This is a genomic window from Buchnera aphidicola (Stegophylla sp.), assembly GCF_005080785.1.
Classification (GTDB): Bacteria; Pseudomonadota; Gammaproteobacteria; order Enterobacterales; family Enterobacteriaceae; genus Buchnera_L; species Buchnera_L aphidicola_AQ.
In genome coordinates this window covers 197665-218856 of the sequence record NZ_CP032998.1, presented here as the reverse complement: position 1 = coordinate 218856, position 21192 = coordinate 197665, and the positions used below count along the sequence as shown (strand labels likewise).

Here is a 21192-nt window from a genome sequence, read left to right as displayed (position 1 = left end):
TTAATAATATAAATAAAGTTGTATTTATATATCTGTGCTTTATTGAGGATAAATATATAAATAAATATTTATATAATAAATAATTACTATTTTTCTAAAAAATAATATTTTAACGGATACAAATTTTTATCAAAACTATAAATTATTGGAATACCAGTAGGAATAGACAGATAAGGTATTTCATGATTTTTAATACGTGATAAATACTTTACTAATGCTCGCAAAGAATTACCATGAGCAACAATTAAAACATTTTTTTTTTTTTTTATATTAGGAAATATAATATTTTTCCAATAAGGTAATATTCTCTTCAGAGTTAATTCTAAACTTTCTGAAACTGGTATATGATGACAATTTAATTTTTTATATTTTTCATCATTAATAAAAACTAAATTTTCTGTTGTATTTAATTTTGGAGGTATAGATGTAAAACTTCTACGCCATTTTTCGACTGTTTTTTCACCATATTTTAAATTTGTTTCTATTTTACTTAATCCTTGTAATTTACCATAATGTCTTTCATTTAAATACCATGTTTTTTTCACTGGTATCCAGCATTGATTTAACTCTTTTAATATTTTCCATAAAGTGTCAATAGCTCGATTTAATACCGATGTATAAGAAATATCAAATTTAAATTTATTTCTCTTTAATATTTTTCCAGCTTGTTTCGCTTCTGTTTTACCTTGATCAGACAATTCTACATTAGTCCAACCTGTAAATTTTTCTAATTTATTCCATATACTTTCACCATGTCGTACTAAAACTAAATAATTATTCTCCATGAGTATTCCTGTAATATAAATATAATATATTATAAATTAAATTTTTATTATAGTTATTTAAATTTCTAATGATACTCTTGTAAAATCTTCTAATATATTTTTAATCATACTTAAAAATCCTACTGCTTCTTTTCCATCAATTAATCTATGATCATAAGAAAGTGCAATATACATCATAGGTGCAATTTTTATTTTTCCATTAATTGCAATAGGACGTTCTTTAATAGCATGAATACCTAAAATAGCTGATTGTGGTGGATTAATAATAGGTGTTGATAATAAAGACCCAAAAACACCTCCATTGGTAATAGTAAAATTACCTCCTACTAAATCTGATAATGTTAACTGTCCTTGATGACTTTTATTAGTAAAATATTGAATTTTTTTTTCTATTTTTGACATACTCATAAAATTTACATTTTTTAAAATAGGAGTTACTAAACCTGTTTGTGTAGAAATAGCAATATTGATATCAAAATAATCATAATATATAATATAATTTTGTTGCATACGAGCGTTAATTGTTTTAAACATTTTTAAAGATTCAACAACAGCTTTAACAAAAAAAGACATAAAACCTAATTTAATATGATGTTTTTCTTGAAAAATTTTTCCATATGTTTGACGTATATTAATAATTGATTTCATATTAACTTCATTAAATGTTGTCAACATTGCAGTATTATTTTGAGTATATAATAATCTTTCTGATATTCGTTGACGAATAGGAGTCATTAAAACTTTCTTTTCGTGACGAGGATATAATTTTGTTGTTTTATTATTTATATTAAAATTCAAACAATCTTTTTTTTTATTTATAACAGATTGATTTTTTAATACTTCCAAATTTTGTAAACCATTTTTCGTAATATTTCTACGTATTGAAGGACTTAAATAATGTGTAAAAAATTGTTTTTCTTTACATTGAGGTATGTTATGTATTGTTGATATATTATTATTTTTATTTTTTGTATCATTATTTAATTTTATGTTTTTTTTTTTTTTAATACAACCTATAATTTGTTTGTTACTAACTATCTCACCTTCATCTTTTATTATAGATGTTAAAATACCATCCACTGGAGACGGAATTTCTAAAATTATTTTTTCTGTCTCAATTTCTACAAGTATTTCATCTCGTTTGACAAGATCGTTAATTTTTTTATTCCAATGAATAATTGTAGCGTTAGTAATAGATTCCGGTAATTCAGGAACTAAAACATCTATTTGACTCATTACAAATCTCTTTAATATATATTAAGAGCGCAATTAATAATTTCTTTCTGTTGTTTTAAATGAAGAAACATAGATCCTACAGCTGGTGCTGCAGAAGAAGGTCTTCCAATATATTGAATTTTTATATTAGATATAGACATGAAACATTTTTGAATATAATACCATGCACCTTGATTCTTAGGTTCTTCTTGACACCAAAAAGTATTATTTATAAAACAATATATTTTTAATAAATCTAATATTTTTTTTTTCGGAAAAGGATATAATCGTTCAATTCGAATTAAAATAACATGTATTTTATCCATTTTTCGTCTTTCAGATAATAATTCATAATATATTTTTCCTGAACATAAAATTACTTTTTTAATCAATGATAAATTAATAAAATCAATTTCATTGATTACAGATTTATAATACTCATATTCAAGTTCTAATAAATATGAATTAGACATAATATTTCGTAATAAAGATTTTGGAGAAATAACAATTAGAGGTTTAAAAATTTGACATAATGCTTGATAACGTATTAAATGGTATATTTGGGATGAAGTTGAAGGAATACAAACTACCATATTATTTTGTGCACATAATTGTAAAAATCGTTCTATTCTTGCTGAAGAATGTTCAGGACCTTGACCCTCGTAACCATGAGGTAAAAAAATAACTAACTTGGATTTTATTCCCCATTTTTGTTCACCTGAACTAATAAATTGATCAATTACAATTTGAGCACCATTGACAAAATCACCAAATTGCGCTTCCCAAATATTTAATGTATTATATGAATCAATAGAATACCCATATTCAAAGGCTAATACAGATTCTTCTGATAATACAGAATCCCAAATATAAAATTTATTTTTGGATTGTTTTAAATGATTTAAAGGAATATAACTAATTCCACTATTTTGATCATATATAATAGCATGACGATGAAAGAAAGTACCTCTACTAACATCTTCACCTGATAATCTACATGCAATACCTTGATATAATAAAGTAGCATATGCTAGAATTTCTGCATTACCCCAATCAAATAATCTTTTCCGTATTGCCATGTTATATCTATTATTATATATTTTAATAATTCTATTATGAACTTGTATATTCTTAGGTATATAACTAATTTGAATTGCTAAATTTTGAATATCATAAATTTTTAAATTATATAATATATTAATTTTTGTACATATTTTTTCATTATTAAAAGTCGTATAATTTTCATTTTTATCATTAATATCAAATTTATTTCTATATTTTAATTTTAAATTATTTAAATATGTTGAATTAATAACTTTATCACATTCTAATTTTTTTGCATATATTGTACATACAGTAGGATGGTTTTTAATTTTTTTATACATTAATGGTTGTGTCACACTAGGTTCATCAACTTCATTATGACCATGTCTTCGATAACATACTAAATCAATAAAAATATCTTTTTTGAATTTATATCTAAACCTTAATGCTAATTGTATAATAAATATTACTGCTTCTGGATCATCAGCATTAACATGAAATACTGGAGCCTGTATCATTTTAGCAATATCGGTACAATATCTAGATGATCGAATATCTTTAATATTCGAAGTAGTAAAACCAATTTGATTATTAATAATAATGTGTACAGTACCTCCAACAGTATATCCGTTTGTTTTCGACATATTCAATGTTTCTTGATTAACACCTTGACCAATAATTGCAGAATCTCCATGTATATTTATAGGTAATATGCTATTAGAATTAAATATTTTTTTTTGATCTATATATGCTCTGCTAGAACCCATAACAACAGGATTAATAATTTCTAAATGTGACGGATTAGATTTCAAATCTACCATAATTACTTGATTTTTTATTTTAATTTTTGATGACATTCCAAAATGATATTTTGCATCTCCTGTTCCAAAAGTAGGTATATAAGTATTAGAAAATTCATTACGTAAATGCAATATATTTTTCTTTAAAATATTAACTAAAACATTTAATCTTCCTCTATGTGCCATTCCGATAATTATTTTTGAAGACATTTTTTTTACAGCATAATGTATCATAGTATCTAAAGCAGGAATTAATGATTCAGATCCTTCTAAAGAAAAACGTTTTGTGCCTGGAAATTGACTATGTAAATATTTTTCAAAAACTTCTGATTTTACTAAATTTTTTAAAATTTTAATTTTTTTTTTTTTTGTTAAAAAAAAATTATTAACTTTATTCTCTACATGTTTTTGAATCCAAAACATTTCTTGTTTTTCATCAAGATGCATATATTCTATACTAAATGTTGTACAATATATTTTTTTAAATTTTTTATAAATCGATTGTAATGTGTTTATTGGTGAATCTTGATATTGAGTATTATGATTTTTATTTTTAATCTTATGAATAAAACTAAAACCATATAATAATAAAAAAGCATTTAATTTATGTTTGTGATATATTAATTGAATGGGATCCAAATTAGCATATTGATGACCATATTTTCGAAATAAATCAATTAATTTTAATTCATTAAGTTGATCACTATTAATAATCCCATTATTGTCCATTTGATCATCGTACTGATATTTTTTTTTTGTTAACAAAAATTTATTTTTATTTTTTTTAAAAAATTTTTGCCAATACAATTCTACCGAATTTGAATTATTTAAAAAATTTTGATAAATATGTTCAATATATAATTGATTAATACCATTTAAATCATAAAAATTTGAATGAAATATATCTTTTTTGTTCATCATATGACCTATAAATTACTCAAACATTCAATATGTAAACACAATAAAAATATTTATAATTAGTATTTCAATTTTAAATGAAAATATTTTATATGGGATTGTTTATATCAACAAATACAACATCTAAACTATATTTTTTAGATATCCATTGCCCTAAAGCTTGTACACCATATCGTTCTGTAGCATAATGGCCTGCTGAAAAAAAAATCATATTATTTTCGTATATATAATGCATAGTATCTTCAGATGCCTCTCCAGTTAAAAAAACATCTAATTTTAAATTATAAATTTGTTCAATAAATTTTTGACCACGACCACTACACCAAGCAATAGTATGAATTTTAGACGATGGCAAATGGTTAAAACAAAGAGGATCTCGATATAATTTTTTTTTAATTCTATTAAATAAATTTTGAATCGTAATATATGATGGAAATGCCCCCCATAAGATAACATCAGATATTTTTCCTAAAACATTAATCCCCAATTTTTTAGCTAATTGTACATTATTTCCAAGTTTTTCATGCACATCTAAAGGTAAATGCCAACTGTATAAATTAATATTATGTTTTAATAATAGATTTATTCTATTTTGATTTAACATTCGCATATTGTAAGATTCATTTTGTACAAATAAACCATGATGTACAATAATAGCTTGTGCACGATATTGAATAGCAAAATCAATTAATGGTTTACATATACTAACACCAATAACAATTTTATATATATTACTATATCCCGGTATCTGCAAGCCGTTACAAGCTATATCATGAAATAAATGCGCATTTAATTTTTTATTAATAATGTTTTCTAAACAATAATTATTCATATTATGATTGTCAAAAATAAAAATATATATTATGTAATCAATAAGTTTTATTATATAATTCAAAATATAATAATTACATTATTGTAAAATAATATTTATGTTACATAAATATTATATCAATTTTATAAAATATAATATTATGATCATTTTATAAATTAATATAATTATTTAATATGTTGATAATGAATTATTAAAAAGTAATAATAAATATTAAAATTTATTAGTCAAATCAAATAATCACAAAGAGGTAAAATGGAAAAAATAGGAATTTTTTTTGGTAGTGATACTGGAAATACAGAAAAAATAGCTAATATGATTTATAATATAATTGGAACCAAAAAAGCAGAAATTTATGATATATCTACATGTTCGAAAAAAGAAATAACAAAATTTAATATTTTAATTTTTGGAATACCAACATGGTATTATGGAGAATTACAATGTGATTGGGATACTTTTCTTCCAACACTAAAAAAAATAAATTTTAAAAACAAAATAATATCTTTATTTGGTTGTGGAGATCAAGAAGACTATAGTGAATATTTTTGTGATGCGATTGGTATTATATATAATATTCTTAAAAATCAAGGTGCTACTATAATAGGGAAATGGCCAACTACAGGATATAATTTTGAGTCATCTAAAGCTTTATTAAATTCAAAATACTTTGCTGGATTAGTTATTGATGAAGATAGACAATCGTCTTACAGCCAATATCGAGTAGAAACATGGGTTACAAAAATATTATATAAATTAAAACAAATATATACTAATAACGATATTTAAATATTTATGATAAAATTTATATTATTAGAAAAATAAATTATTACTAATGATAACAATATTAAAATATTTTTTAATATTGCTATCATTAATAATATATTTCACATTATTTTTTAGAACAAATTAAATGTACTAAATCTAATACTTTGCTAGAATAACCAGTTTCATTATCATACCACGAAATTAATTTAACAAAATTTTTATTTAAAGATAATCCTGCTTTTTCATCAAATACAGATGTAAATGTTGAACTATTAAAGTCAGTTGATACTACATCTTCATTAACATATCCTAAGACATCTTTTAAATAAGTTTTGGAAGCTATTTTAATTTGTTGACAAATTTCTTGATAAGAAGCAGATTTATTTAATTTCACTGTTAAATCAATTACAGATACGTTAGGAGTAGGTACACGAAATGCAATTCCTGTTAATTTACCATATAACTCAGGAAATATTTTCCCTACTGCTAATGCTGCTCCTGTCGATGAAGGTATAATATTTTGTAATGCCCCTCGTCCTCCTCGCCAATCTTTTAATGATGGTGAATCTACAACTTTTTGTGTTGCAGTAGCTGCATGTACAGTTGTCATTAACCCTTCTTGAATTTCAAAATTATTATGCACTACTTTTACTAAAGGAGCTAAACAATTAGTAGTACAAGAAGCATTAGAAACAATTGTTTGTCCTGCATATGTATGAAAATTTACACCTCTCACAAACATAGGTATATCATCTTTAGGAGGAGCAGTAATAATAACTTTTTTCGCTCCAGCAAGAATATGTTTATTAGCAGATTCTTGTGTTAAAAACATACCTGTAGATTCAATAACAACATCAACAGATAATTTTCCCCATATAATTCTTTGTGGATCTTTTTCTGAAGTAATAATAATTTCTTTTCCATTTACAACAATGTAATTATTTTTAACTTTAAGAGAACCAGGAAATATACCATGAGTTGAATCAAATTTTAACATATAAGATATATAATTTGAATCTAATAAATCATTAATACCTACTATTTCAATATCATTTCTTTTTTGTGCCATGCGAAATATAATTCTACCAATTCTTCCAAATCCATTTATTCCTACTTTAATAGTCATTTTATATACCTCATAAATATATCAATTAATGAAGTAATGATGATATGAATTATATAAACATATATTCAAATTATATTATGAACGAGATAAAAATATAAATTTATTATATATTAATATAAATAAATAAAATATATTTATCTCTTAACAATAATAACCAATAATCAATAAATATTTATATAAAATTATTATACATTTCATTTTAACATATTTTATATACATCATCAAACTAATATTTTAAATAAATATTATTACTTAGATATATTTTTATTATTATATTATATACAAATCACTTTTTAACACTACCATAATAATTATAATAAATATAATCTATAATTTTGAATAATAAAATTAAATAATAATTGAAAATTTATCATTACATATATATTGAATATTAATAATGATTTATAAAAATAATAAATATATTTTATATTTCATCGATAATAAGATAATTTACAAAAATTATATTATATATTTCAATAATTAAAAATTTGTATTTTCAATGGAATATATTTAATATATAAATAATTGAGATTGATTATAGACAAATTCTATAAATCATAATACCTAACCATAATTTCATATATCAATCATAAAAATAAAACTATATAAAAATAATAATTATATAATAAAAATCTATAACTAGTGTACAAAAAAAATATAATTAATTATATAATACGTGATATACATATATGTTAAACGTTACAATAAATATACAATAATAATAATAAAATTGAATCATATAAAATTTTTATATTTCAATAATAAAAATATATTTCATTTTAAAAATAACAATTTATTATGTATAGCATATTGTATAGCATGTATTAATTTTGCTAACGAAACAGAATCAATAATATAAGGAGGAGTTAAATAAATTAATTTTTTAAAAGGTTTAATCCACACTCCGTGATCAACAAAAAATTTTTGCATTAATTTTACATTAATAATATATTTACATTCGACAACAGCAATACCTCCTAATATCCGAACATCAAATACATAAGGATGATTCATCAGAGGTAATAATTCTTTTTTTAGTTGTTTTTCAATATTGTAGATTTGTTTTTTCCACATACCTTCTTGTAATATATTAATATTTTCACACGCTACAGAACATGCTAATGGGTTTCCCATAAATGTTGGACCATGCATTAATTTATAAGGTTCGTGATTACTGATAACATTAGCTATTTCTCTCTTAGTCACCATAGCTGATAATGTCATAGTCCCTCCAGTTAGTGCTTTACCTAAACAAACTATATCTGGAATAATTTTAGCATGCTCGTACGCAAACATTTTTCCAGTACGACCAAATCCAGTTGCAATTTCATCAATAATTAATAGAATTTGATGTTTATCACATAAAAATCTGACTTGTTTTAAATATTCAGCATGATAAAATTTCATACCTCCAACACCTTGAACAATGGGCTCTAAAATAACTGCAGCAATAATTGATTTATGAGTTATTAATAAATTTAAAAATGAATTAATATCACTATGTTTCCATTGTCCTAAAAAAGACGATGTTGGAGAATATGCAAATAAATTTTTAGGTAAAAATTTAAAATATAAATTATGTATAGAATTATCAGGATCACAAACAGACATTGCAGAAAAAGTATCACCATGATATCCATTACGAATTGTTAAAAAAACTTTTTTATGTTTATTTAATACATTACTATATTGTAGTGCTACTTTCATAGCTACTTCAATAGATACTGATCCTGAATCAGCAAGAAAAATACATTCTAATTGTTTAGGAAGTATACTAATTAATTTCTGACACAATTGAATTGCAGGTAAATGTGTGATTCCCCCAAACATAACATGAGACATTTTATCTATCTGATTTTTTAATGCCATATTTAATCTAGGATGATTATAACCATGTATAGCAGACCACCAAGAAGACATACCATCAATAATTTTAACACCATTTATTAAATTCAAATAAATACCATGGGCATTATGTACCATATAACATGGAAAAGGTGTAGTCATAGAATCATAAGGATGCCAAATGTGTTTGAAATTAAATTGCAGATATTGATTCATAATAAATTTTCTTTAGAATAAATATTATTAGTATAAAATCGTTATTTTAAACAATATATAAATTTATGGAATAATATAATGAAAAAAATTTGGAATATACAAGAAATAAAAACATTATTTAAAAAACCATTTTTAGAATTAATATTTGAAGCGCAAAAAATACATAGAAAACATTTTAATCCTAGTGAAATTCAAATTAGTACACTATTATCAATTAAAACAGGATTATGTCCTGAAGATTGTAAATATTGTGCTCAAAGTTCTCGGTATAAAACAAATATTAAAGTAGAAAAATTATTAAAAATAGACGAAATTATAGAAAAAGCTAAACAAGCTAAACAATCAGGATCTGATCGATTTTGTATGGGAGCTGCATGGAAACACCCTAAAGAACGTGATATGCCATACTTAATAAAAATTATTCAAGAAGTTAAAAAACTTGGTTTAGAAACTTGTATGACATTAGGTAGTTTAAATGATAGTCAAGCACAACAATTATATGATGCTGGTCTTGATTTTTATAATCATAATTTAGATACTTCTCCTAAAGTATATAAAAAAATCATTACTACGCGCACGTATCAAGATCGATTAAATACATTAAATATTATTCAAAAAACTGGTATTAAGATTTGTTCTGGTGGAATATTAGGATTAGGTGAAAAAACACATGATCGTGCAGAATTACTAATGCAATTAGCTAATTTAAAAAAAATTCCAGATAGTATACCTATTAATATGCTGGTTAATATTAAAGGTACACCGATGGAAAACAATAAAAAAATTAATACTTTTGATTTTATTAAAACCATTGCAGTTGCTCGTATTATGATGCCTCAATCATACATTCGTTTATCAGCAGGACGTGAAAATATGAGCAAAAATATGCAAACAATGTGTTTTATAGCTGGAGTAAATTCAATTTTTTACGGTTGTAAACTATTAACTACAAATAATCCTAAACAAAAAGATGATTTACAATTATTTCAACAATTAGGTTTATACCCTAAAAAAAAAATAATTTATAATAAAAATTTAAAAAATATAAATACTTTAAATACAAAAATGATAAATAATACTTCAAAATATTATAACGCTATAATGAATTAAATAAGGTATTTTCATATATCTACCTATTATAAAATAATAGGTAGTATCATAATTTTTTACTGTTCATGAAAATAAAATAATTTTATTATTTTAAATAATTTATTTAATATATCAAAATACATATTTTAAATTTAGGAAACATATGAATACTCAATGGTTTCTTACCGGAACAGATACTAACATCGGAAAAACAATAACAGCAATAATTTTATTAAAAAAAGCTGCAAATCAAGGATTTAAAACAGCAGGATATAAACCAATTGCCTCAGGAAGTATAAAAACAATACATGGTTTAAAAAATAATGACACGTTATTATTAAAAAAAAACAGTACAGTTAATTTATCATACCAACAAATTAATCCATTTTTTTTTCCTCATGCAGGCCCTCCACACATTTTTAACACCAAAAAAAAAAAAATTAATTTTAATGATTTAGATCATGGATTAAATATTATCAATCAACATGCTAATTGGATTATTATAGAAGGAATAGGAGGTTGGTATACTCCTATTTCTCAATGTACATTTCTTTCTGATTGGATAAAATATAAACAAATACCTGTTATTTTAGTAGTAGGTTTAAAATTAGGTTGTATAAATCATGCTATTTTAACAGGAAAAGAAATTATACAGTCTAACCTTAAATTTTCAGGATGGATTGCAAATTATATATCAGATAAAGAAAAATATGGATTAGATTATATTAATATTATTCAAAAATATATTCCAGTTCCTTTTTTAGGTACTATTCCTTATATTTATGATATGAACAATATATCAGAACAAAAAATAATACTTAAATTACCTGAATAATGTGTTTATATACATAATTACCATTTAATATTATAAAATATATATTTCATATAAATTAATATTTATTCAAATATATAGGATATTCAGCACATAAAGATAATACTTTTTTTTTAATACTATAAATAATTTGTGTGTTATTAAAATTATTAATAATATCAATTATCCAATTAGATACATGAACAGCTTCTTCTTCTTTAAATCCTCGACGAGTAATTGCTGGAGTACCAATTCGAATACCTGAAGTAATAAATGGATTTTGTACATCATTTGGTATATTATTTTTATTGACTGTAATATTAGATAAATCTAAAATAAATTCTGCCTGTTTCCCGGTAATATTTTTATCTTTTAAATTAAGAACAAATAAGTGATTATTTGTTTTTCCTGAAATTACTTTAAAACCATTTTTTAAAAAAGTTTTTACCATAATATTTGCATTTTTTAATATTTGTTTTTGATATAATATAAATTTTGGATCTAAAACTTCTTTAAAAGCAATTGCTTTTGCTGCAATAACATGCATTAAAGGACCACCTTGACTACCTGGAAACACTGAAGAATCTAATTTTTTATAAAAATCGTTATCTTTATTTTTAGAAAGAATTAACCCTCCTCTAGGTCCAGAAAGTGTTTTATGAGTAGTAGTAGTGACTACATCAGCATATTCAATCGGGTTAGGATATAAACCGGCTGCAATTAATCCAGCAACATGAGCAATATCAATCATTAAATATGCTTGAATACTATCTGCAATTGTTTTCATTTTTTTCCAATTACAAATTCCTGAAAAAGAAGAAAATCCTCCAATAATCATTTTTGGTTTATATTTTAAAGCTATATCTTGTAATTGTATATAATTAATATCTCCTGTTGTTTCATCAATGCCATAAGTCATAGAACGATATAATTTTCCAGAAAAATTTACTGCAGCTCCATGTGTTAAATGTCCACCATGAGATAAATTCATTCCCAAAATTAAATCACCAGGTTTTAATAATGCTGAATATACAGCAAAATTCGCTTGTGATCCAGAATGAGGTTGTACATTAGCATAATCAGCGTGAAATATTTTTTTTGCACGATCAATCGCAATTTGTTCGATAGGATCAATATATTCACAACCTCCATAATAACGTTTATTCGGATATCCTTCCGCATATTTATTAGTTAATTGTGATCCTTGTATTTTCATAACATAATCACTAGCATAATTTTCAGAAGCAATTAATGTAATATGATTTTCTTGTCTTATTTTTTCTTTTTCAATATAATTCCAAACATCTGGGTCATAATGAGAAATAGTTACATTTTTATTTATCATATTTTATTCACTTTATCATTATATAAAGATTTTTCAATTATTATTAATATTCTAAAATATTAATACTATTACTTCAGATAGAATAAAATATTGCACTTAACTCTTGAATAATACTGATTTTGAATATTTTTCTTTTACATTTATTTTTTAAATCAATTAGATATATTAAATTTTTCTGTATTTCTTCTAATTCTAAAAATAATATTATACGACATGAATATTTTTTAAGATTTCGAAATATTTTTAATAACTGAACAGGTTGAAATTCTAAAAGTATTTTTAATTTCGTCATAATATTTCTAATTTCTTCAGATAAAGATAGAGCTAATAATTTCACTGATGGATGAGAAAAAAATATACAAATATCTGCAATAATATTATTATCTTGACTAAACATAAACAATGTTTGCATTAATAATAATAAACGATCCATACCAATAGCTAAACCTATAGCTGGTGTTACAGTACCTCCTAATTGTTGAACTAAAGTATCATATCTTCCGCCAGCACAAATGGTATTTTGCGCACCTAAATGATTTGTTTTCCATTCAAAAACAGTATTATTATAATAATCTATACCTCTAATTAAATGATGATTAATAACATATTTAATTTTAAAATGATCCATTAATTTACAAAGATGATGAAAATTTAACATTGTTTTTGAATCAATATAATTAGATAAACGTGGTGCATTGATTAATAATTTTTGAATGTTTTTATTTTTACTATCTAAAATTCTAATTGGATTTTTATCCAATTGTAGCAAAGAAGTCTGATCTAAATATGATCTATGTTTATTAAAAAATTTCTGTAACACCATTTGATATTTAATTCTTGCTTGTATAGAACCAATTGAATTAATTTCTAATGTTAATAAATCAGAAATTCCTAATATATTCCAAAATCTAGTAATAAGTAAAATTAATTCTAATTCTATATTTGGTTCTGACAATCCAAATACTTCAATACCAAATTGATAAAACTGACGATAACGTCCCTTTTGAGGTCTTTCATATCGAAACATAGGACCATAATACCATAATCGAGGTGTTTGATGATATAAAAGATTATGTTGAATGACTGCTCTAACGCAACTAGATGTTGCTTCTGGTCTTAAAGTAAGACTATTATTATTTTTATCATAAAACGAGTACATTTCTTTTTGCATAATATCTGTAATATTACCAATAGTTTTTTGAAATAGTACAGTTTTTTCGAGAATAGGCAATCGAATTTCAAAGTAGTTATAACTTAATAATATTTTTTTTAACGCACATTCTACTGTATTCCATCCAATTAATTCTTTTGGAAGATAATCATGCATACCCCGAATAGATCGAGTATTATTATTCATATGATATTCCAATTTTTATATAAATATGATAATATAATTTAATATTTAACATTTTATTTTTATTTCACAATAATCCCAGTTAATTGGCCACAAGCTGCTCGAATATCCTGTCCTCTAGGTTTACGGATAGTTGTTAAAAATCCTTTATTAATCAAAAAATTCGAGAATTTTTCTATTTGTATAGATGTACTACATAAAAATTTCGAATTTTGAAAATTATTCCAAGGAATCAAATTAATTTTATTTGGAACATGTTGTAAAATTTTTATTAACTCTTGTGCATGAAATAAAGTATCATTAATTTGATGTAACATAACATATTCTATTGTTATACCTTTTTTATTAACTTTTGATTTTTTTAAAAATTTAGATACTGTTTTTAATAAAGATATAATATTATATTTTTTATTAATAGGCATAATTTGATTTCTGACTATATCATTAGGAGCATGTAATGAAAGAGCTAATTTAACATCAATCATATTAGGTAATTTCTGTAAGGCAGGTATAATTCCTGATGTAGAAATAGTAATTTTTTTTTTTGAAATATTAAAACCTAAATTATCTGACATAATTTTTAACGCTACAACAACATTATTTAAATTTAATAATGGTTCACCCATACCCATCATTACTATATTAGTAATTTTTGGATAATTTTTCATTTCATTAATTTTTTTTTTTGCCATCCAGACTTGTCCAATAATTTCCGAAACTAATAAATTCCGAATAAATTTTTGTTGACCAGTCGCACAAAAATGACAATTTAAAATACAACCCACTTGAGAAGAAATACATAATGTACCTCTTTTTTTTTCAGGAATATACACTGTTTCTATAATTTGATTATCAACATTTACTAACCATTTAATTGTACCATCTATAGAATTATATTGTTTTACAAATTTTGGAAATTTAATTATACTCATATTTTGTAATTTTTTTCTTAGTTTTATACTAATATTAGTCATTTTATTAAAATCATGACAAAAATTATGGTATATCCACATCATAACTTGATCAGAAGAAAATGTTTTTTCACCAATAGAACAAAAAAAATTTTTCATTTTACATCTATCAAAATTTAATAAATTTATTTTATTACACATATTTTTTCATATTATATGAAATATATAATACACTTTAACACTTTCATAAATAAAAATAATATAATTTATTAAATAAAAAGATAATTTTTTATTTTATTTAAAAAATATCGTAAGAAATGATTAATTACTTTTTTAGATTTAATATATTGAATATGAAAAATATTAAAATCGCTCATTTTGTTTAAAATTATATCATCACTAGTATTAATACTATCAATTAATTTTTTTCTTAAAGCATCAACACCAAACCAATAATCTCCATTTGATACTTTATGAATATCCAAACATGGTCTCATATTATAAATAAATTGCTTAAATAAATTATGCGTATCATTTAATTTATTTTGAAAATATTGACGATTATATGTCGTATTTTCACCGAACATAGTCAAAGTTCTTTTATAATTGCCTGCTGTATGTAATTCTATATCTATATTATTTTTTTTTAAAAATTTATAAAAATTTGGAATTAATGAAACAACACCTATCGAACCAATAATAGAAAAATAAGATGCTGATATATGATTTGCAACGCAAGCCATCATATATCCACCACTAGCAGCGATTTTATCAATTGAAACAGTTAATTTAATTTTTTTATCACGCAATCTTTGTAATTGTGATGCTGCTAATCCATATTCATGAATTGTACCTCCAGAACTTTCTAAACGTAATAACACTTCATCATGTTTTTTTGCTACAGAAATAATAGCAGAAATTTCTTCACGTAAAGAAAATACTTCACTAGCATGCATATCACCATAAAAATCGATAACATATAATGTAGGTTTTAACATGTTTTCATGAAAATTTTTATTCTTAAAACACTTTTGTTTTTTGGTTTTTATAAACCATTTTTTTTTATGATATTTATTCATTTTTGAAGAAACAATAATACCTTGCATATGATTGTAATGATCTATAATATTAGTAACTTTTAATATTCCTTTTATAGTATTATTTTTTTTTTTACACAAAATATTAATAAATAAAAATAATATAATAAAAAAAAATAAAAAAGTAATTATTTTCATTACAAATAAACTATATTGTATGATTATATCCATATTAGTATCCCAAAATTATTTTTAATAAAATAATTATAAAATTACAATAAGTTTTAATTATAATAAATTAATTTTAAATATCTTATAATATAATAATATTAAATATAAATTTGAATAAAAAAAATATGATAAAAAAAATATTTAAAAAATTATACACTTTACAGTCACTAAATGAATTAGAAAGTATTTATATATTTGATTCTATTATTAATAACAAACTAACTCCAATTGAAATAACAGTTATTTTAATTTTAATGCATGTAAAAAAAACATCTATTGTAGAAATTACAGGAGCTATTAAAACTTTTCAAAAATATTGTTTATATTTTCCTAAACCAAAATGTCAATTTGCTGATATAGTTGGTACAGGAGGAGATGGAAAGAATACTATTAATATATCGACATTAAGTGCATTAGTAGCATCATCTTGTGGACTAAAAATTATTAAACACTGTAACCAAGGTATATCCAGTACATTAGGTTCAGCAGATATATTAAAAAAAATGCATATCAATATTCAAAATCCACCTAAAACATCTAGAAAAATATTTGATCAAACAAATATATGTTTTCTTTTTGCTCCACAATATCATATAGGATTACATCATGTTAAATCTATACGAAAAAAATTAAAAATACGAACTATATTTAACATATTAGGACCAATGTTAAATCCCGCACAACCACCTTTATCAGTTATAGGTGTCTATTCAAAAAATTTATTATTACCAATTGCAAAAGTGGTGAATCAATTAAAAAACTATCAAAAGGTAATTATTATTCATAGCGATGGTATTGATGAAGTAACATTACATAGTCATACTGATATATATGAAATATATAATGGAAAAATTACTACATATAAATTATACCCTGAAGATTTTGGAATAAAACGAGTACCGAAAAAATTTTTTATTAATAATAGTTCTATAAAAAATTTTCAAATCTTCAAAAATATATGCCAAGGTCGTGCTAATAGTGAATATGAAAATTTAATAGCAGTGAACACAGCTATTATATTTAAATTATTTGGTTTTAATGATTTAAAACAAAATACACAAATAGCTTTAAAAAAAATTAGAAGTGGAGATATTCAAAAACATGTATGTAATATCTCAAAAATAAGGTAAAAATGAAAAACAACATACTGCAAGAAATCATATATCATAAAAAAATATGGTTAAACAATCAAGTAAAACAACAACCATTATATTTAATAAAAAATAAATTAAAACCATCATCAAGACAATTTTATCATCATATTCAATCTAATCATCCATGTTTTATATTAGAAATTAAACGATCATCGCCTTCTATAGGTATTATAAATAATAATTTTAATATTAACGAAATAGTTAAATGTTATAATAAACACGCTACAATAATTTCTGTATTAACAGATAAAAAATACTTTGGAGGCCAATTTGAATTTTTAAATATAGTACATAATTTGACTAAAAAACCAATTTTATGTAAAGATTTTTTTATTCATCCATACCAAATATATTTTTCTAGGTATCATAAAGCAGATGCTATATTATTAATGTTGTCTATATTAGACGATCACGAATATTATACATTGTCCAAAATTGCTCATAATATGAACATGGGTGTATTAACCGAAATAAATAATAAATCTGAATTAGAACGAGCAATTAAATTAAAAGCTAAAATTATTGGAATTAATAATAGAAATTTATATGATTTATCTATTAATATAAATCGAACACATTTTTTAACATCGTTGATACCTAAAAATCAAATTGTTATTAGTGAATCTGGTATTAATAACCATCATCAAATAAAAAAACTAAAAAATATAGTTCATGGTTTTTTAATTGGTTCATCTATTATGAAATATAAACATATTCATATAGCCGTTAATAAAATTTTATACGGTAATAACAAAATTTGTGGTTTAACAAGAAAAAAAGATGCTCGATTTGCACAAACTGTAGGTGCTGTATATGGTGGATTAATTTTTATTCCTAAATCTATTCGATGTATTAATTTAAATAGCGCGAAAAGAATTATCCATCATACCCAATTAAAATATGTAGGAATTTTTCAAAATGAAAAAATTAAAAATATTGTATATATTACCAAACTGTTATCCTTACATGCTATACAATTACATGGTCATGAAAATCAAGAATATATTATCAATTTAAAAAAAAAACTTTCAAAAAAAATAAAAATTTGGAAAGCAATAGATATTACCAATATTAAAAAAAACAAATTACAATATATTGATTATTATGTTTTTGATAATACTCAAGGTGGTAGTGGAAAATGTTTTGATTGGTCTATACTTAAACAATATAATTTAAAAGATGTTTTTTTATCCGGAGGATTATCTATTCACAATTGTTTGCATGCATCACAATTAGGTTGTTTTGGTTTAGATTTTAATTCAAAGATAGAAAAATTTCCAGGAATTAAAAGTAATATACAAATGAAATTATTATTCCAAAAATTGAAATCATAACGATTTTACATTAATAAAAATATTAATTAATATATATTTAATTGTTTAAAGGATTACTTTATTATGACACTATTAAATCCTTATTTTGGTATTTTTGGAGGAATGTATGTGCCTCAAATTTTAATACCAGCATTATATCAACTAGAAAAATATTTTGTAAAATCTAAATCAGATTTACAATTTCAATTAGAACTATCTAATTTACTGAAACATTATGCAGGCAGACCTACACCATTAACACTATGTAAAAATATTACTCAAGGAACAAGAGCAAAAATTTATCTTAAAAGAGAAGATTTATTACATGGTGGAGCACACAAAACAAATCAAGTATTAGGCCAAGCATTACTAGCAAAAAAAATGAATAAAAAACAAATTATTGCTGAAACAGGAGCAGGACAACATGGAGTTGCTACAGCATTTGCATGTGCATTATTAAAATTAAAATGTAAAATTTATATGGGTGCAAAAGATATAAAAAGACAATCTTCTAATGTATTACGTATGAAATTAATGGGTGCATCTATTATACCAGTCAATAAAGGTTCTGCTACTTTAAAAGATGCTTGTAACGAAGCATTACGAGATTGGTCGGAAAATTATGAAAATAGTTATTATATGATAGGTACCGTAGCTGGACCACATCCTTATCCAACTATGGTTCGAGATTTTCAGAAAATTATTGGAATAGAAACTAAAAAACAAATTCATCAACTAGAATCACGATTACCTGATATGATTTTAGCGTGTGTTGGAGGCGGATCAAATGCTATTGGTATTTTTTATGATTTTATAAAAGATAAAAATGTGCAATTAATTGGTATTGAACCTGGAGGACATGGTATTCACACTGAAAACCATGGATCTCCATTACAATATGGAAAAAAAGGAATCTATTTTGGTATGAAATCTTATATTATACAAAATCAAGATGGTCAAATTAAAAAATCATGGTCTGTTTCGTCTGGATTAGATTTTCCTTCTGTAGGTCCAGAACATGCATGGTTACATGACATTGGTCGTGTTCAATATTATTCAATTACTGATCAAGAAGCAATACATGCTTTTAAATATTTGTGTAAATATGAAGGAATTATTCCTGCTTTAGAATCTTCACATGCAATAGCATATGCATTAAAAATTATTAAACAATATCCAAATGATAACAAAATTATAATAATTAATTTATCTGGTCGAGGTGATAAAGATATATTAACGGTAAAAGAATCATTTAAATAAAAACCATAAGGTATTCATATGAATCGATATGAAAATATTTTTAAAAAATTAAAACTTATAAAAGAAAGATGTTTTATCCCTTTTATTACTATTGGATACCCTTCAGAAAAAATATTTTTAAAAATTATTGATACATGTGTTCAATCAGGTGCAGACGCATTAGAATTAGGTATCCCATTTTCAGAACCATTATCAGATGGTCCAATTATACAACAATCTAACCTACATGCATTATGTTCAGGAATAACTATCTTAAAATGTTTTAACATAATAAAACAAATAAGAATAAAATATTTTTCCTTACCTATTGGAATACTAATTTATACCAATATGATATTAAATCAAAAAATAAACTATTTTTATCAATTATGTCAAAAATATGATATTGATTCAGTATTAATTCCTGATCTGCCTATAGAAGAATATACAGAATTTTATAAATATGCTAAAAAAAATAATATATTTTCTATTTTAATTTGTCCTCCTAATGCTAATGATAGTTTATTATACAATATTGCTAATAAAGGACAAGGATATATTTATTTAGTATCTCGACCAGGTGTTACTGGTTTAATAAATAAAAAAAATTATATAAATAAAAATATAATTAAAAAACTAAAATTATATCATTCCGTTCCAATTATACAAGGTTTCGGAATTTATACAGTAGAACAAATTATAACGTCTTTATCGCTAGGAGTACATGGTGTTATTTGTGGCTCTGTAATTATTCAATTAATTAAAAAATATTATAATCAAGAACATATTTTAATTCCAAAAATTAAAAATATTATAAAAAAATTTAAAAATATAACAAAAAAAAAATAATATTTTAACAATTATAATAATTGTATTATTTCATTTATATTTAATAAATCATTATATGATTTACAAATTATAATATATCAAATATGAAATTTCTATTTAAAAATACTATATTACTAAAAATAATAACTTTTTTTATTAAATACATATCTTATTCAATATTAACTTTTAAAAAAATATTTTTTATCATATTAAAAATTTTAATGTATGTATTTATTATTAAAATATTTATGCATCTTGATTTTTTTTTACTAATGATCATTATCATAATATCACTATTTTTATTTTTATTAATGATTAAAAAAAAAATTATAAT

The 21192-nt window shown here is 22.9% G+C and carries 17 protein-coding genes; 7 read left to right on the top strand and 10 right to left on the bottom strand.

Features of this window, described 5'->3' with window-relative positions; all coding sequences use genetic code 11:
* Nucleotides 1–86 precede the first annotated feature (86 nt).
* The 4 genes from gpmA to D9V79_RS00925 all read right to left on the bottom strand — a co-directional run bounded on the left by gpmA (nt 87) and on the right by D9V79_RS00925 (nt 5594).
* The gene (gpmA, locus tag D9V79_RS00940) at nt 87–785 is read right to left on the bottom strand and encodes a 2,3-diphosphoglycerate-dependent phosphoglycerate mutase (protein WP_158351805.1); all 699 of its coding nucleotides are present in this window, start codon (nt 783–785) and stop codon (nt 87–89) included.
* Between the two features lie 57 nt (nt 786–842).
* Nucleotides 843–2021, bottom strand: a complete 1179-nt coding sequence (gene sucB / locus D9V79_RS00935; RefSeq protein ID WP_158351803.1) for a dihydrolipoyllysine-residue succinyltransferase — start codon at nt 2019–2021, stop codon at nt 843–845.
* Nucleotides 2022–2032: 11 nt separating this feature from the next.
* Nucleotides 2033–4762: a 2-oxoglutarate dehydrogenase E1 component gene (locus D9V79_RS00930; RefSeq protein ID WP_158351801.1), complete on the bottom strand. Its 2730-nt coding sequence runs from the start codon at nt 4760–4762 to the stop codon at nt 2033–2035.
* 88 nt (nt 4763–4850) lie between these two features.
* Complete coding sequence (locus tag D9V79_RS00925; RefSeq protein WP_158351799.1) at nt 4851–5594, bottom strand: Nif3-like dinuclear metal center hexameric protein; 744 nt, start codon at nt 5592–5594, stop codon at nt 4851–4853.
* Nucleotides 5595–5846: 252 nt separating this feature from the next.
* Between D9V79_RS00925 and fldA the strand changes: the two genes are divergently transcribed.
* Nucleotides 5847–6380 (top strand): flavodoxin FldA, encoded by a 534-nt coding sequence (fldA, locus tag D9V79_RS00920; protein WP_158351796.1) that lies wholly within the window; start codon nt 5847–5849, stop codon nt 6378–6380.
* 103 nt (nt 6381–6483) lie between these two features.
* On the opposite strand, the gene gap is transcribed toward fldA, so the two are convergent.
* The gene (gap, locus tag D9V79_RS00915; RefSeq protein WP_158351794.1) at nt 6484–7485 is read right to left on the bottom strand and encodes a type I glyceraldehyde-3-phosphate dehydrogenase; all 1002 of its coding nucleotides are present in this window, start codon (nt 7483–7485) and stop codon (nt 6484–6486) included.
* A gap of 774 nt (nt 7486–8259) precedes the next feature.
* Nucleotides 8260–9546 carry an adenosylmethionine--8-amino-7-oxononanoate transaminase gene (gene bioA, locus D9V79_RS00910; protein WP_158351792.1) on the bottom strand — a complete coding sequence of 429 codons (1287 nt, stop codon included), beginning with the start codon at nt 9544–9546 and terminating at the stop codon, nt 8260–8262.
* Between the two features lie 78 nt (nt 9547–9624).
* Here bioA and bioB point away from each other — a divergent pair, with 78 nt between their 5' ends.
* Nucleotides 9625–10656, top strand: coding sequence for a biotin synthase BioB (gene bioB, locus D9V79_RS00905; RefSeq protein WP_158351790.1), 1032 nt, complete (start codon nt 9625–9627; stop codon nt 10654–10656).
* A gap of 142 nt (nt 10657–10798) precedes the next feature.
* Nucleotides 10799–11470 carry a dethiobiotin synthase gene (gene bioD, locus D9V79_RS00900; RefSeq protein WP_158351788.1) on the top strand — a complete coding sequence of 224 codons (672 nt, stop codon included), beginning with the start codon at nt 10799–10801 and terminating at the stop codon, nt 11468–11470.
* Between the two features lie 55 nt (nt 11471–11525).
* Here the strand turns inward: bioD and glyA are convergent, their stop codons facing one another.
* The 4 genes from glyA to sohB all read right to left on the bottom strand — a co-directional run bounded on the left by glyA (nt 11526) and on the right by sohB (nt 16324).
* On the bottom strand, nt 11526–12791 hold the full coding sequence (glyA, locus tag D9V79_RS00895) for a serine hydroxymethyltransferase (RefSeq protein ID WP_158351786.1): 1266 nt from the start codon (nt 12789–12791) through the stop codon (nt 11526–11528).
* A 73-nt stretch (nt 12792–12864) separates the two neighbouring features.
* Nucleotides 12865–14148 carry a histidine--tRNA ligase gene (gene hisS / locus D9V79_RS00890; RefSeq protein WP_158351784.1) on the bottom strand — a complete coding sequence of 428 codons (1284 nt, stop codon included), beginning with the start codon at nt 14146–14148 and terminating at the stop codon, nt 12865–12867.
* 59 nt (nt 14149–14207) lie between these two features.
* Complete coding sequence (rlmN, locus tag D9V79_RS00885; protein ID WP_158351782.1) at nt 14208–15257, bottom strand: 23S rRNA (adenine(2503)-C(2))-methyltransferase RlmN; 1050 nt, start codon at nt 15255–15257, stop codon at nt 14208–14210.
* 68 nt (nt 15258–15325) lie between these two features.
* A complete protein-coding gene (sohB, locus tag D9V79_RS00880) occupies nt 15326–16324 on the bottom strand; it encodes a protease SohB (protein WP_158351780.1) in 999 nt (332 codons plus the stop codon).
* A gap of 128 nt (nt 16325–16452) precedes the next feature.
* Between sohB and trpD the strand changes: the two genes are divergently transcribed.
* The 4 genes from trpD (at nt 16453) to trpA (ending at nt 20879) form a co-directional block, all read left to right on the top strand.
* Nucleotides 16453–17454: an anthranilate phosphoribosyltransferase gene (gene trpD, locus D9V79_RS00875; protein WP_158352165.1), complete on the top strand. Its 1002-nt coding sequence runs from the start codon at nt 16453–16455 to the stop codon at nt 17452–17454.
* Nucleotides 17455–17456: 2 nt separating this feature from the next.
* A complete protein-coding gene (trpCF, locus tag D9V79_RS00870) occupies nt 17457–18812 on the top strand; it encodes a bifunctional indole-3-glycerol-phosphate synthase TrpC/phosphoribosylanthranilate isomerase TrpF (protein WP_158351778.1) in 1356 nt (451 codons plus the stop codon).
* A gap of 63 nt (nt 18813–18875) precedes the next feature.
* Complete coding sequence (gene trpB, locus D9V79_RS00865) at nt 18876–20051, top strand: tryptophan synthase subunit beta (RefSeq protein ID WP_158351776.1); 1176 nt, start codon at nt 18876–18878, stop codon at nt 20049–20051.
* An 18-nt stretch (nt 20052–20069) separates the two neighbouring features.
* Nucleotides 20070–20879 (top strand): tryptophan synthase subunit alpha, encoded by an 810-nt coding sequence (gene trpA, locus D9V79_RS00860; protein ID WP_158351774.1) that lies wholly within the window; start codon nt 20070–20072, stop codon nt 20877–20879.
* Nucleotides 20880–21192 lie beyond the last annotated feature (313 nt).